This window comes from Streptomyces sp. NBC_00203 (assembly GCF_045206325.1).
GTDB lineage: Bacteria > Actinomycetota > Actinomycetes > Streptomycetales > Streptomycetaceae > Streptomyces > Streptomyces lutosisoli.
In genome coordinates, this window is record NZ_CP108126.1 from 5,297,753 (window position 1) to 5,311,662 (window position 13,910).

Annotated in this window: 10 protein-coding genes; 9 read left to right on the forward strand and 1 reads right to left on the reverse strand. The window is 68.5% G+C overall.

Annotated features, from left to right (window positions below; translation table 11 throughout):
- Window positions 1-68 precede the first annotated feature (68 nt).
- From OG975_RS23790 to OG975_RS23805, 4 genes are all read left to right on the forward strand, one after another.
- A complete protein-coding gene (locus OG975_RS23790) occupies window positions 69-752 on the forward strand; it encodes a helix-turn-helix transcriptional regulator (RefSeq protein WP_327430068.1) in 684 nt (227 codons plus the stop codon).
- A gap of 43 nt (window positions 753-795) precedes the next feature.
- The gene (locus OG975_RS23795; RefSeq protein ID WP_327430069.1) at window positions 796-1,878 is read left to right on the forward strand and encodes an inositol-3-phosphate synthase; all 1,083 of its coding nucleotides are present in this window, start codon (window positions 796-798) and stop codon (window positions 1,876-1,878) included.
- Between the two features lie 101 nt (window positions 1,879-1,979).
- A complete protein-coding gene (locus OG975_RS23800) occupies window positions 1,980-3,248 on the forward strand; it encodes an MFS transporter (protein ID WP_406331365.1) in 1,269 nt (422 codons plus the stop codon).
- 120 nt (window positions 3,249-3,368) lie between these two features.
- Window positions 3,369-3,854: a hypothetical protein gene (locus OG975_RS23805; protein ID WP_406331366.1), complete on the forward strand. Its 486-nt coding sequence runs from the start codon at window positions 3,369-3,371 to the stop codon at window positions 3,852-3,854.
- A gap of 97 nt (window positions 3,855-3,951) precedes the next feature.
- Here the strand turns inward: OG975_RS23805 and OG975_RS23810 are convergent, their stop codons facing one another.
- Window positions 3,952-5,418 carry a CCA tRNA nucleotidyltransferase gene (locus OG975_RS23810; RefSeq protein WP_406331367.1) on the reverse strand — a complete coding sequence of 489 codons (1,467 nt, stop codon included), beginning with the start codon at window positions 5,416-5,418 and terminating at the stop codon, window positions 3,952-3,954.
- Between the two features lie 222 nt (window positions 5,419-5,640).
- Between OG975_RS23810 and OG975_RS23815 the strand changes: the two genes are divergently transcribed.
- From OG975_RS23815 to OG975_RS23835, 5 genes are all read left to right on the forward strand, one after another.
- Entirely contained in the window at window positions 5,641-8,058 is a 2,418-nt protein-coding gene (locus tag OG975_RS23815; protein ID WP_406331368.1) for a DUF6049 family protein, read from the forward strand.
- A 46-nt stretch (window positions 8,059-8,104) separates the two neighbouring features.
- On the forward strand, window positions 8,105-10,354 hold the full coding sequence (murJ, locus tag OG975_RS23820; RefSeq protein ID WP_406331369.1) for a murein biosynthesis integral membrane protein MurJ: 2,250 nt from the start codon (window positions 8,105-8,107) through the stop codon (window positions 10,352-10,354).
- A gap of 118 nt (window positions 10,355-10,472) precedes the next feature.
- Window positions 10,473-12,194, forward strand: a complete 1,722-nt coding sequence (locus OG975_RS23825) for a protein kinase family protein (RefSeq protein WP_406331370.1) — start codon at window positions 10,473-10,475, stop codon at window positions 12,192-12,194.
- Between the two features lie 37 nt (window positions 12,195-12,231).
- Complete coding sequence (gene sigM, locus OG975_RS23830) at window positions 12,232-12,960, forward strand: RNA polymerase sigma factor SigM (protein ID WP_406331371.1); 729 nt, start codon at window positions 12,232-12,234, stop codon at window positions 12,958-12,960.
- Window positions 12,957-13,904, forward strand: a complete 948-nt coding sequence (locus tag OG975_RS23835; RefSeq protein ID WP_406331372.1) for an anti-sigma factor family protein — start codon at window positions 12,957-12,959, stop codon at window positions 13,902-13,904. The genes sigM and OG975_RS23835 overlap by 4 nt, the downstream gene beginning before the upstream one ends.
- Window positions 13,905-13,910: the final 6 nt, after the last annotated feature.

Genomic DNA, 13,910 nt, shown 5'->3' on the forward strand with positions numbered 1-13,910 from the left:
TATCGAGTCGATACATCAGCGCGGCATAAAGACCGTGCCGACGAGGCAGCGACAGGGAGGAGGCGACGATGAGCCGGCGTTCCGGGATCCTCGAGTTCGCCGTACTCGGCCTGCTCCGCGAGTCCCCGATGCACGGCTATGAGCTGCGCAAACGACTCAATACGTCACTGGGTGTGTTCCGTGCCTTCAGCTACGGGACGCTCTACCCCTGCCTCAAGACGCTGGTCGCCAACGGCTGGTTGATCGAGGAATCGGGTTCCACACCCGAGGACGCCCTCGCAGCTCCACTCGCAGGGCGTCGCGCCAAGATCGTCTACCGGTTGACGGCGGAAGGTAAAGAGCACTTCGAGGAGCTGCTCTCGCAGACGGGTCCCGACGCGTACGAGGACGAGCACTTCGCCGCCCGCTTCGCGTTCTTCGGACAGACGTCACGCGACGTACGCATGCGCGTACTGGAGGGCCGCCGCAGCCGGCTCGAGGAGCGCCTGGAGAAGATGCGCGCCTCACTGGCGCGCACCCGGGAGCGCCTCGACGACTACACCCTTGAGCTCCAGCGCCACGGAATGGAGTCCGTGGAGCGCGAAGTGCGCTGGCTGAACGAGCTCATCGAGAGCGAGCGAGCGGGACGGGACGTCAAGGGTTCCGCCTCCGAAGGCTCCGCTCAGCAGGACAACACATCTGGAGAGACGGGCGGCCTGCCCCGGCACCGGGACAGCACCCGGCCGGATCCGTCCGACGACACCACCAGGTGAGACCCGTTGGGGTTTCACTACGTACATACAGGGAGCAATCGGAATGGGTTCGGTTCGCGTAGCCATCGTCGGCGTGGGCAACTGCGCCGCCTCGCTGGTGCAGGGCGTCGAGTACTACAAGGACGCCGACCCGGCGGCCAAGGTGCCCGGCCTGATGCACGTCCAGTTCGGCGACTACCACGTCGGTGACGTCGAGTTCGTCGCCGCCTTCGACGTCGACGCCAAGAAGGTCGGCCTCGACCTCTCGGACGCCATCGGCGCCAGCGAGAACAACACCATCAAGATCTGCGACGTCCCGAACAAGGGCGTCACGGTCCAGCGCGGCCACACCCTCGACGGTCTCGGCAAGTACTACCGCATGACCATCGAGGAGTCCCCCGAGGCCCCGGTCGACGTCGTCCAGATCCTCAAGGACAAGCAGGTCGACGTCCTCGTCTGCTACCTGCCCGTCGGTTCCGAGGACGCGGCGAAGTTCTACGCCCAGTGCGCCATCGACGCCAAGGTCGCCTTCGTCAACGCCCTCCCGGTCTTCATCGCCGGCACCAAGGAGTGGGCGGACAAGTTCACCGAGGCCGGCGTCCCGATCGTCGGTGACGACATCAAGTCGCAGGTCGGCGCGACCATCACGCACCGTGTGATGGCGAAGCTGTTCGAGGACCGCGGTGTCCGTCTTGAGCGCACCATGCAGCTCAACGTCGGCGGCAACATGGACTTCAAGAACATGCTGGAGCGCGACCGCCTCGAGTCCAAGAAGATCTCGAAGACGCAGGCCGTCACCTCGCAGATCCCGGACCGCGACCTGGGCGAGAAGAACGTCCACATCGGCCCGTCGGACTACGTGCAGTGGCTCGACGACCGCAAGTGGGCGTACGTCCGCCTCGAGGGCCGTGCCTTCGGTGACGTTCCGCTGAACCTGGAGTACAAGCTCGAGGTCTGGGACTCCCCGAACTCCGCGGGTGTCATCATCGACGCCGTGCGCGCCGCGAAGATCGCCAAGGACCGCGGCATCGGCGGCCCGATCCTCTCCGCGTCCTCGTACTTCATGAAGTCCCCGCCGGTCCAGTACTTCGACGACGAGGCCTTCGCCAACGTCGAGAAGTTCATCAAGGGCGAGGTCGAGCGCTGACGAGACAGGGAGCCGTGCGTCAAAGCACATCTCTGTGAACGTCGTTGAGGGTCCCCGGGCATTCCGCCCGGGGACCCTCCTCGTATGTGAGGCTGTGCCCCATGGCTGTCGTGCGTGACCTGCGCGTCCTCCTGCGCTTCCAGGGCTTCAGGCGCCTGCTCGGCATACGGCTGCTGTCCCAGGGCGCCGACGGGGTCTACCAGGTCGCGCTCGCCACCTACGTCGTCTTCTCACCGGAGAAGCAGACCTCGGCGGCCTCGATCGCCTCCGCGATGGCGGTGCTGCTGCTCCCGTACTCCCTCATCGGCCCCTTCGCCGGCGTCCTGCTGGACCGCTGGCGGCGCCGCCAGGTCTTCCTGTACGGCAACCTGCTGCGGACCGCGCTGGCGTGTGTGACGGCTGTCCTGATGCTGAGCCACGTGCCCGACTGGCTCTTCTACGTCTCCGCGCTGTGTGTCACCGCGGTCAATCGCTTCGTCCTGGCCGGCCTTTCGGCCGCGCTGCCCAGAGTCGTCGACTCGGACCGCCTGGTGATGGCCAACTCTCTGTCGCCGACCGCCGGAACACTCGCCGCGACCCTGGGCGGAGGTCTCGCGTTCGTCGTACGGCTGGTCGCCTCGGACTCCGACGCGGCGGTCGTCCTCGTCGGGGCGGCCCTGTACCTCTGCGCGGCGCTCGCCTCCCTGCGTATCGCCCCGGAACTGCTCGGCCCCGACCAGCAGTTGACGCAGCCGCATCTGGCCAAGGCACTCGTCGGCACCGCACGCGGCCTGGCGGCGGGCGTACGCCATCTGGCCGAGCCCGCACGGCGGGAGGCGGTCTGGGCGCTGCTGGCGATGACGCTGATGCGCTTCTGCTACGGCGCTCTGACCGTCATGGTGCTGATGCTCTGCCGGTACGCCTGGGCACCCGAGTCGGGCTCGGACAACGGACTCGCGCTGCTGGGGCTGGCCGTCGGTGTCTCGGGGGCGGGCTTCTTCGTGGCGGCCGTGGTGACGCCCTGGGCGGTAGGCAGGCTGGGGCCCGGCGGGTGGATCGTCGCGTGCGCGGGCGCCGCCGCGATCCTGGAGCCCGCGCTCGGCCTGCCGTTCGCCGCTGCCCCCATGCTGGTCGCCGCCTTCATCCTGGGGCTGACGACACAGGGCGCGAAGATCGCCACGGACACGATCATCCAGTCCTCGGTCGACGACGGCTTCCGCGGCCGGATCTTCTCCGTCTACGACGTCCTGTTCAACGTCGCGTTCGTCGGCGCGGCCGCAGTAGCCGCCCTGATACTGCCTTCTGACGGACGCTCGGTTTCCCTCGTCGTCACCGTGGCAGCGCTCTACGCGGCAATTGCTATCGCTATGGCCCGCTTTGAACTGCAGTAAGTGTCACATCAGTGCCACAGAGCCCCTCCTGACTACTGCGTTGTCACAGGGTCCCGATAGCTTACGTGCGTCTTATTCGCGTCTTCGCGTCACGCGCCTACGTTCTAGGGGGACCCTCAAGTGACCACTCCGCCGCCCCAGGGCCAGAACCCGTTCGCCCAGGGTCAGGCCCCCTACGGCCAGCAGCCGCCGCAGGGCTACCCGCAGCAGCCGGGCTATCCCCAGCAGCCCGGCCAGCCCGGCTTCCCGCAGCAGGGCGCCGCCCCGTACGCCCCGGTCCCGCCGCAGCGGCCGAAGCGCAGCATCAAGCAGTACCTGCGCATCGGGATCGTTGTCGTCGGCCTCATAGTCGCCGGCGTCAGCTATCTCGCAAGCCGTCACGACCCCGACACCGCCAAGGTCGGCGACTGCATGAGCATCAGTGACCCGAACAACGCTACCGACCCTGGCCTCAAGGTCGTGGACTGCAGCAACTCCAAGGCCAAGTACAAGGTCGCGCAGAAGAAGACCGACGACTCCGGCTGCGACCGCACCAAGTACGCCGAGTACACCCAGAGCGGCAGCAGTGACTTCACCCTCTGCCTGACGCCATACTCCGCCAAGTAGGAGATTCAGCGAAGGGGCGGTGTTTCACGTGAAACACCGCCCCTTCGCGTTGCCCCAGGTCATGTTTCACGTGAAACATGACCCCGCTCCTCAGGCCTCAGTCTTGCTCAGCCCACCACTCCTTGAGCGCCGCCACCGCCACATCGTGCTCCATCGGCCCGTTCTCCAGACGCAGCTCCAGCAGGAACTTGTACGCCTGGCCGATCGCCGGACCGGGACTGATACCCAGGATCTCCATGATCTGGTTGCCGTCGAGGTCGGGGCGGATCGCGTCGAGCTCTTCCTGCTCCTTGAGCTGGTCGATGCGCTCCTCCAGGCCGTCGTACGCGCGGGAGAGTGCGGTCGCCCTGCGCTTGTTGCGCGTGGTGCAGTCGGAGCGGGTCAGCTTGTGGAGGCGTTCGAGGAGCGGGCCCGCGTCACGTACGTAGCGACGGACTGCGGAGTCCGTCCACTCGCCGGTGCCGTACCCGTGGAAGCGCAGGTGAAGTTCGACCAGACGCGAGACGTCCTTCACAAGGTCATTGGAGTACTTGAGCGCCGTCATCCGCTTCTTGGTCATCTTGGCGCCCACCACCTCGTGGTGGTGGAAGGAGACCCGCCCGTCCTTCTCGAAGCGACGCGTCCGCGGCTTGCCGATGTCGTGCAGCAGCGCGGCGAGCCGGAGGGTCAGGTCGGGACCGTCCTCCTCCAGCGCCATCGCCTGCTCCAGGACGATCAGCGTGTGGTCGTACACGTCCTTGTGCCGGTGGTGCTCGTCACGCTCCAGTCGGAGCGCGGGGAGCTCCGGCAGCACATGGTCGGCCAGCCCGGTGTCGACGAGCAGCGTCAGGCCCTCGCGCGGGTGCGCGGACAGGATCAGCTTGTTCAGCTCGTCCCGGACCCGCTCGGCCGAAACGATCTCGATGCGCCCGGCCATGTCCGTCATCGCGGCGATGACCTCGGGGGCCACCTCGAAGTCGAGCTGCGCGGCGAACCGGGCGGCACGCATCATCCGCAGCGGATCGTCGGAGAACGACTCCTCGGGGGTGCCCGGGGTCCGCAGAATACGAGCGGACAGGTCACCGAGGCCGCCGTACGGGTCGATGAACTCTTTCTCCGGCAGCGCGACGGCCATGGCGTTCACCGTGAAGTCCCGGCGCACGAGATCTTGCTCGATGGAGTCGCCGTAGGACACCTCAGGCTTGCGTGAGGTCCGGTCGTACGCCTCGGAGCGGTACGTCGTGACCTCGATCTGGAACGACTGCTGTACGTCGTCCACGCGGGCGTCCTTCTGCGCGCCCACCGTGCCGAAGGCGATCCCGACCTCCCAGACGGCGTCCGCCCAGGGCCGCACGATCTTCAGTACGTCCTCGGGGCGGGCGTCGGTCGTGAAGTCCAGGTCATTGCCGAGCCGGCCAAGGAGCGCGTCCCGGACCGAGCCGCCGACCAGGGCGAGCGAGAACCCGGCCTCCTGGAAACGGCGGGCGAGGTCGTCGGCGACAGGCGACACCCGCAGCAGTTCACTCACCGCGCGGTGCTGCACCTGACTCAGGGCACTGGGGTTGTCTTCGTTGGCGTTCGGCACAACAGAAAAGGGTACGTGGCCGAGGCACCTGCGGGCTCCTCCATAAAACGTGCACAGGCAGCCCCAATTTCTGGGGGCGTCAATACGCGCACATACAGGACAGTCGGCTCGGTCCGCCGATCTTGTGATGTACTCCGCGGCACTTACCCTCCGCCCGCATCGTTACCATGCGTGGACGCACATTCCGACGACCACTGACGACGACGAGGGACGGGCGAGCGCGTGGCCGAGGCGGCAGACTTCCTGGGGATGAGTCCCTCACCTGCCCGCCGGTGGCTCCGGCGCAGCGGAGCACTGCTGGCCGCGGCGCCCCTGCTGGCCGGGCTGCTCCAGCTGCCCATCAGCACGTCCGCGTCCGCCGCGGAGAAGACCTCCGTGGCCGAGGCCACCGGATCCAGCACGGTTGACGTCTCCCTCGACTCGCTCAGCCCCAGCGCCCCCACGGACGGCGACACCCTGACCGTCTCCGGCTCGGTCACCAACAACGGCAAGCAGGCCGTCACGGATGCCCATGTGGGGCTGCGCGTGGGACCGTCCCTGAACACTCGCTCCGCCATCGACACCGCCGCGAAGCGCACCGGGTTCCAGCTGGGCCTCGACCCCTTCGAGGTCGGCGGCAAGTACGTCGTGAAGTTCTCCAAGCTCGCCCCGGGCGTCTCGCAGCACTTCAGCATCTCGGTGCCCGTCAAGGACCTGGACCTCGGCTCCGAGGGGGTCTACCAACTCGCTGTCTCGCTCACGGGCCGTACGGCCGCCCAGCAGTGGGACCAGGTGCTCGGCATCCAGCGGACGTTCCTGCCCTGGCAGCCCGACGAAGCGGGCACGAAGACGAAGACGACGTACCTCTGGCCGCTCATCTCCACGGTCCACCTCACGGCGGAGACCGGCTCGGACGAGGCGCAGACGCCCGTCTTCAAGAACGACGACCTGGCCAAGGAGATCTCCCCGGGCGGCCGCCTGGACCAGCTCCTGTCGCTGGGCAGCGACCTCGACGTCACCTGGGTGCTCGACCCGGACCTGCTGGCGTCCGTCGACGCGATGAGGGACAGCTACCGGATCCAGGGCGAGAACGGCACCACCACGGCGGGCAAGAACCAGGCGGTCGCCAAGGCTTGGCTCGACAAGCTGGAGAAGACGGTCCAGGACGAGAAGGTCGTCGCCCTCCCCTTCGCCGACCCCGATCTGGCATCGCTGGCCCACAACGGCAAGGACGTCACCGGTTCCCTGAGCCACCTCAAGGACGCCACCGATGTGGCCTCCAGCACGGTGGAGACGATCCTTCATGTGAAGCCGAGCACAGAGTTCGCCTGGCCCGCTGACGGCGCCGTAGACCCGTCGATCGTCAAGGTGGCCACCTCGGCCGGCGCCGACAAGGTGATCGCCCGCAGCGACAGCCTGCGCGAGACGGGCGGACTGCCGTACACACCGAGCGCGGCCCGCCCCATCGGCGGCGGAACGACAGCGGTGGTCGCGGACGCCCGGCTGTCGACCGCGTTCCAGGGCGACATGACGAAGGCCGACAACTCCACGCTCGCCGTGCAGGAATTCCTCGCCCAGAGCCTGATGATCAACCTGCAGGAGTCGCAGAAGCAGCGCAGCATCGTGGTCGCCCCGCAGCGGATGCCGTCCGCGAGCCAGGCCCAGACGATGGCGCAGGCGCTCAAGGCCCTCCAGGACGGGAACTGGTCGGAGTACCAGGGCCTCGCCGCGGCCGCCAAGGCCAAGCCGGACACGGGCGCCACCACAAAGGTGCCCTCCGCGTCCTCGTACCCGTCCTCGCTGCGCAAGCAGGAGCTGCCGCGATCCGCCTTCGAGCAGATCCAGGCCACGCAGAGCAAGCTCGACAACTTCCAGGTGATCCTCACCGACAAGGCTCGGGTGGTCACCCCGTTCGGTCGGGCCATAGACCGCGGGATGTCCACGTCCTGGCGGGGCCGTGCGTCCGAGGCGGAGACCTTCCGCAAGGGCGTGCAGTCGTATCTCAACGACCTCACCGGCCTGGTCCGGCTGATCGACAAGTCCGACGCGAAACTGTCCGGGCGCAGCGCCACGATCCCCGTGACCGTGCAGAACAACCTCGTACAGGGCGTCGACCATCTGGTGCTGCGCCTCACCTCGCGCCAGCCCACCCGACTCAAGATCGGCGACGGCCCCTACCAGGAACGGCCGATCCAGGTCGCGGGCGAGCACAGCCAGTCGGTGAAGTTCACCACCTCGGCCGAGGCCAACGGTCCGGTGAAGGTCGTCGCCCAGCTGTACACGGAGGACGGCCAGCCATACGGTCCCGAGGTCACGTTCGAGGTGAAGGTCACCGAGATCACCCCGACGGTGATGCTGGTCATCGGCGGTGGCGTCCTGCTGCTCGTGCTCGCCGGCTTCCGGATGTACACGCAGCGCAAGCGCGCCGCCGCCCGACAGGCCGAGGAGGATCCGGAGGACGGTCCCGAGGCCGAGGGCGTGAACAAGGACGCGGACGGCACCGTAGACACTGAGGACACCGAAGGCTCCGAGAACGGTCCCGAAGGGGAGTCCGGCGCGGAGCACGGGGCAGACGACCCGGAGCACCCGAGTGACCCGACACCGGACACCGCACCGGAAAGCACCGACCCGTCCGGAACGGGTGAGAGAGTGGACCGTTGAGCGATGTCGTGGCCGGTGGGCCCGGGGACGATGAGGTGGGGTAACCATGAACGCGCCGTACGACGGTGACCGCGGCCAGGGCGCGGGCGGCTCGGGCTACCCCGAGGGCTACCCGGACCAGGACGCGGGCCACGCCGGCTACCCCGAAGGCCAAGCGCCGGAGCACGGCCAGATGCCGGCCGGTCCCGCCGCGGACATGTACTTCCAGGACGCCTACGACCAGGATCCCTACCGGGCGCAGGACCTCTCCGCCCAGGACCCGGTGACCGAGGCGCTCTACGACCGTGCCGCGCACCCCCCGCCGCCCCCCGCCGCGTACTACCCGCAGCAGCCGCTCTACGCCCAGCCGCCCACGCCGCAGTACGCCCCCGACCCGCGTGTGTGGGCCCAGACGCCCCCTCCGGAACCGGCCGGCCCGACGCGGCACCTTCCGTACGGCGAGGACGCGCGCACCACCCAGTTCGTGGGCGTCGACGACCTGGTCACCCAGGCCGGCGAGGAGCGCCACGAGCCCGACGCCTTCGCCCATCTCTTCCGCGACCAGCAGCAGGGCGGCGGCCGTCCCCCCGTCGGCCAGCACGCAGTACCGTCGCCGGCTCCTGAACCGGCTCCGGCCGTCGCGCAGCCCTCGGCGCCCGCACCCGCAGCTGCCGCGAAGAAGTCGGGCGGACGCGCGTCGGGTCTGCTGAAGTCGAGCGCGGTGATGGCGGCGGGCACGCTGGTGTCCCGGCTCACAGGGTTCGTCCGGACCATGATCATCACGGCTGCCCTGGGCGCCGCGACCCTCGGCGACGTCTGGGGCGTTGCCTACACGCTGCCGACGATGATCTACATCCTGACCGTCGGCGGCGGCCTCAACTCCGTGTTCGTGCCGCAGTTGGTGCGGTCCATGAAGGAGGACGAGGACGGCGGTGAGGCCTACGCCAACCGCCTCCTGACCCTCGTCATGGTCGCCCTCGGCGTGATCGTCACGATCGTCGTCTTCGCGGCGCCGCTGCTGATCCAGTTGATGTCGCATGCCATCGCCAGCGACCCGCCGGCGAACAACGTCGCCGTCACCTTCGCCCGCTACTGCCTGCCCACGATCTTCTTCATGGGCATCCACGTGGTGATGGGCCAGATCCTCAACGCCCGCGGGAAGTTCGGCGCGATGATGTGGACTCCGGTCCTCAACAACATCGTCATGATCGCCACCTTCGGCCTGTTCCTCTGGGTCTACGGAACGGCCGCGGACTCCGGCATGACGGTGCACAACATCCCGGCCGACGGTGTCCGTCTCCTGGGCATCGGCACCCTGCTCGGCCTGGTCGTACAGGCCGTGGCGATGATTCCGTACCTGCGCGAGACCGGCTTCCGCTTCCGACTGCGGTTCGACTGGAGAGGGCACGGCCTCGGAAAGGCCGTCGCACTGGCCAAGTGGACCGTGCTCTTCGTCCTCGCCAACCAGGCGGGCGTCCTGGTCGTCACCCAGCTAGCGACCGCCGCGGGCAAGGCCTACGGCAAGAGCGGCGCGGGCATCCTGGCCTACTCCAACGCACAGCTCATCTGGGGCATGCCGCAGGCGATCATCACGGTCTCGGTCATGGCCGCGATGCTGCCCCGGATCTCGCGCGCGGCCCACGACGGCGACCCCGGCGCGGTCCGCGACGACATCTCGCAGGGGCTGCGTACCTCGGCCGTCGCGATCGTCCCCGTGGCCTTCATGTTCGTGGCCCTCGGTATCCCGATGTGCACCCTGCTCTTCGGCTCCAGCGGCATCGAGTCCGCCCAGGCCCAGGGCTATGTCCTGATGGCCTTCGGCCTCGGCCTGATCCCGTTCTCCGTGCAGTACGTCGTACTGCGCGGCTTCTACGCCTACGAGGACACCCGCACCCCCTTCTACAACACGGTCATCGTGGCCGCGGTCAACGCCGTCGCCTCGGCCGTGTGCTACATGATCCTTCCGGCGCAGTGGGCGGTCGTCGGCATGGCCGGGTCGTACGGGCTGGCCTACGCCGTGGGTGTCGGAGTGGCCTGGAAGCGGCTCCGCAACCGGCTCGGCGGCGACCTGGACGGTGCGCGCGTCATGCGCACATACGCGCGTCTCTGCCTCGCTGCCATCCCTGGCGCCGTGGTGGGCGGCGCGGTCGGATTCACGATCACCCAGGCCCTCGGGCACGGGGCTCTCGGATCGATCGCGGCGCTCCTCGCCGGATCGATCGCCCTGCTCGGCGTCTTCTACATCGCAGCCCGGAAGATGCGCATCGAAGAACTCAACTCAATGGTCGGAATGGTCCGCGGGCGCCTCGGGCGCTGAGGCGGGGGTACGCGCACAACCATCGTCCGTCGCCGTGTGTCGTGCATAGCGCCGGACTGTGGGCACAATTGGTTTCTGCGTCGGAGAGCGCGCAATGGATGGGGAGGCAGGGACGACGGTGGCGGAACGGAGCACGGCTGCCGTCGACGTGGCAGACAACAGCGGTGACGAGCCGCTGACCGCCAAGGCGGACCAGTCCACGGCCGACGGGGTGGCCCAGAACCGGGAGCGGGACACGGAGAGCGAAGAGGCACAGGGGAGCGGCGGGACCGAGAGTCCCGGAAAGGCCTCACCGCCCGAGCTGCACAGCGGCCACAAGCTCGCCAGACGCTACCGCCTCGAGGAGTGCGTCACCCGTCTGGACGGTTTCAGCAGTTGGCGTGCAGTGGACGAGAAACTCCGCCGCGCCGTCGGTGTGCACCTGCTGCCCGCCGACCATCCACGGGCCCGCTCCGTACTGGCGGCGGCCCGTTCCTCCGCCTTGCTGGGCGATCCCCGCTTCGTCCAGGTCCTGGACGCGGTCGAGGAGAACGACCTCGTCTACGTGGTGCACGAGTGGCTGCCGGACGCCACGGAGCTGACGGCGCTTCTGGCTTCAGGCCCGCTGGAGGTGCACGAGGCCTACCAGATGGTGAGCCAGGTCTCCCAGGCGATGGCCGCCGCGCACCGCGAGGGCCTCGCGCATCTGCGGCTGACCCCTGGCGCCGTGCTGCGCACGTCGTCCGGCCAGTGGCGCATCCGCGGGCTCGCCGTGAACGCCGCGCTGCGCGGCATCAGTTCCGACACCCCGCAGCGCACCGACACGGAGGCGATCGGCGCACTCCTGTACGCCGCGCTCACCCAGCGCTGGCCCTACAACAACGACGCGTACGGCCTGTCCGGACTGCCCAAGGGCGTCGGCCTCATCGCCCCCGACCAGGTTCGCGCCGGCGTCCACCGGGGCCTGTCCGAGCTCGCCATGCGCGCCCTCGCCAACGACGGCGCGACCGCCTCCCGCCATGAATCCCCGTGCACCACGCCGGAGGAACTGGTGAAGGCGGTCAGCGAGATGCCCCGCATCCGTCCGCCGGAGCCGGTGTTCACCGCCCCGCCGGAGTACCAGCGCACGACCTACCAGCAGGGCTCGTACGGCCGTCCGGCGCCGCGTCCGGGTGTCACCCAGCCCGTGCCCACTCCGCCGCCCCCGCTGCAGAGCCGTACCGGCAAGGCCCTCAAGTGGGCCGTTTCGGCTCTCCTCATCGCCGCACTGGGCCTGGGCAGTTGGCAGCTCGCGGACGCCCTCATGGACCAGCGCAACAAGTCCGACGACACGAAGCAGACGCAGACGACCGACGGCAACGACAAGAGCGGCGACAAGACCAAGCCGGCCAAGCAGCTCAAGATTCAGAACGCGCAGGAGTACGTCGCGAGCGGCGAGGCCCAGGCTGCCGAGGACGTCGGCAAGACGTACGACGGCGACAGCGGCACGTACTGGCGCACCAAGAAGTACAACGCCGGTCCGACACTGGCGCCCTACAAGCCCGGCGTGGGCATCGTCTACGACCTCGGCTCGGCCCAGGAGATCTCAGCCGCGTCGATAGGACTCCGCTATCCCGGGGACCACACGACGATCCACCTGTACGCGACGGACTCGTTGTCGCCCTCGACGTCCGTCGACGGGATGAAGGAAATCGGTTCCGTCACCACGAGCGGCACAACCGCGAAGGTGGAGGGCATGAAGAAGGCCGTGAAGACGCAGTACGTCCTGCTGTGGATCACCGACGTGCCGAAAGCGCCCACCGACGGTTACAGCGGCGCGGGCTACAAGCAGGCCATCACGGACGTGAAGTTCACCGGCTGACAGGTCGTCGACGCGTCGCTGAAGGGGAGGGGGTCCGATGGCCGATGAAACCGGATACGGCGAAGCAAGCGATCAGGACCTCCTCGCCCGTCACGTGGAGGGCGATCCCGACGCCTTCGGTGAGCTTGTGCGGCGCCACCGCGACCGGCTGTGGGCGGTGGCCCTGCGGACGCTGGGAGACCGCGAGGAGGCCGCTGACGCCGTCCAGGACGCGCTCGTCTCCGCCTACCGGGCCGCCCACACCTTCCGCGGCCAGTCGGCCGTCACGACGTGGCTGCACCGCATCACGGTGAACGCCTGCCTGGACCGCGCCCGCAAGGCCGCCTCCAGGAAGACATCTCCCGTCGACGACACCGAACGCCTGGAACAGCTCCTCGAACCGCACGAGTCCGCATCCGCCCCGGCCGAGCGCAACGATCTGCACCGCGAGCTCCTGCAAGCACTGGACACTCTCCCGGCCGACCAGCGCGCAGCCCTCGTCCTGGTGGACATGCAGGGCTACCCCGTGGCGGAAGCGGCCCGCATCCTCGATGTACCGACGGGCACGGTGAAGAGCCGCTGTGCACGCGGCAGAGCCAGACTGCTCCCGCTGCTCACCCATCTCCGGGAGAACAGGAGCAGCAATGACGGGAAGAAGTCGGGCGGCGGAAGGAACCGGACGCAGGGGACATCCGTCCCACCGGCAGCGGGACCCCACGATGCGGGTCCACATGATGCAGGGCCAAGCGATTCAGCTGCTGTGAAGGGCGGAGGTGGGCGAGCGTGACATCCACGACGGATACGGCCGGGCACCCGGACGTCGCGGAGCTCTCCGACCTCACCGAAGGTCTGCTCCCGCCTTCCCGTACTGCGGACGTGCGACAGCATCTCGATGACTGCGTGCTCTGTGCCGACGTGTACGACTCACTCGAGGAGATCCGTGGTCTGCTCGGCACGCTGCCGGGCCCGACACGCATGCCCGACGACGTGGCCGGACGCATCGATGCCGCTCTGGCCGCGGAAGCCCTGTTGAGCGCCACCTCACCCGATCACGCATCCGGTGCGGCGGACGACCGCGCGAGTGTTTCACGTGAAACATCGACTGCCGACGTCTCCGTCCTGTCGGCCGAATCGGGCTCCGCTTCGTCCGCGGACCGCCCGTCGGGGCATCCTCGCGCGGCCACTGGCCCCGGCCGTGCCCACCGGGTACGCCGTGGGCGCCGCAGGGCGGTCGTTCTCGGCACCGTCTTCACGGCTGCCGCTCTGGGACTGGGCGCGATCCTCGTGCAGTCGATGGGCGGCGACAGCAAGGGCCCCGAGACGGTGACGCAGCAGGAGAACGGCTCGAAGGGCACGTTTTCTGAGGGAAAGCTGGAGAGCCAAGTCGCGGCGCTCCTCGCGAAGAACAAGAGCACCGGCAGCCACTCCGACAGCGCGAAGCCATGGAGCATCGAGTCCAATGGCGCAGGGACCGATTCCGGCGGGGTCGGCACCTTGATCACACCCAACGTGCACGTCCCTGACTGCGTCCAGCAGGGGACCGGGAACAGCGGAGTCGTCCTCGCTGCCGAGAAGGGCACCTACAAGGAGACGAGTGTCTATCTCGTCGTCCAGCCCGACGCCTCCGACAGCACGAAGGTCACGGCCTACATCGTCGACGACGCCTGCGAGAAGCAGGACTCGGCGTCCCCCGGCAAGCTGCTCCTGACGCGGTCCTACGCCCGGTCCTGAGCACGT

Bases quoted from the DNA above. Each gene is read 5' to 3' on its own strand.
- OG975_RS23790 (WP_327430068.1), top strand. From the start codon at position 69: ATGAGCCGGCGTTCCGGGATCCTCGAGTTCGCCGTACTCGGCCTGCTC.
- OG975_RS23795 (WP_327430069.1), top strand. From the start codon at position 796: ATGGGTTCGGTTCGCGTAGCCATCGTCGGCGTGGGCAACTGCGCCGCC.
- OG975_RS23800 (WP_406331365.1), top strand. From the start codon at position 1,980: ATGGCTGTCGTGCGTGACCTGCGCGTCCTCCTGCGCTTCCAGGGCTTC.
- murJ (WP_406331369.1), top strand. From the start codon at position 8,105: ATGAACGCGCCGTACGACGGTGACCGCGGCCAGGGCGCGGGCGGCTCG.
- sigM (WP_406331371.1), top strand. From the start codon at position 12,232: ATGGCCGATGAAACCGGATACGGCGAAGCAAGCGATCAGGACCTCCTC.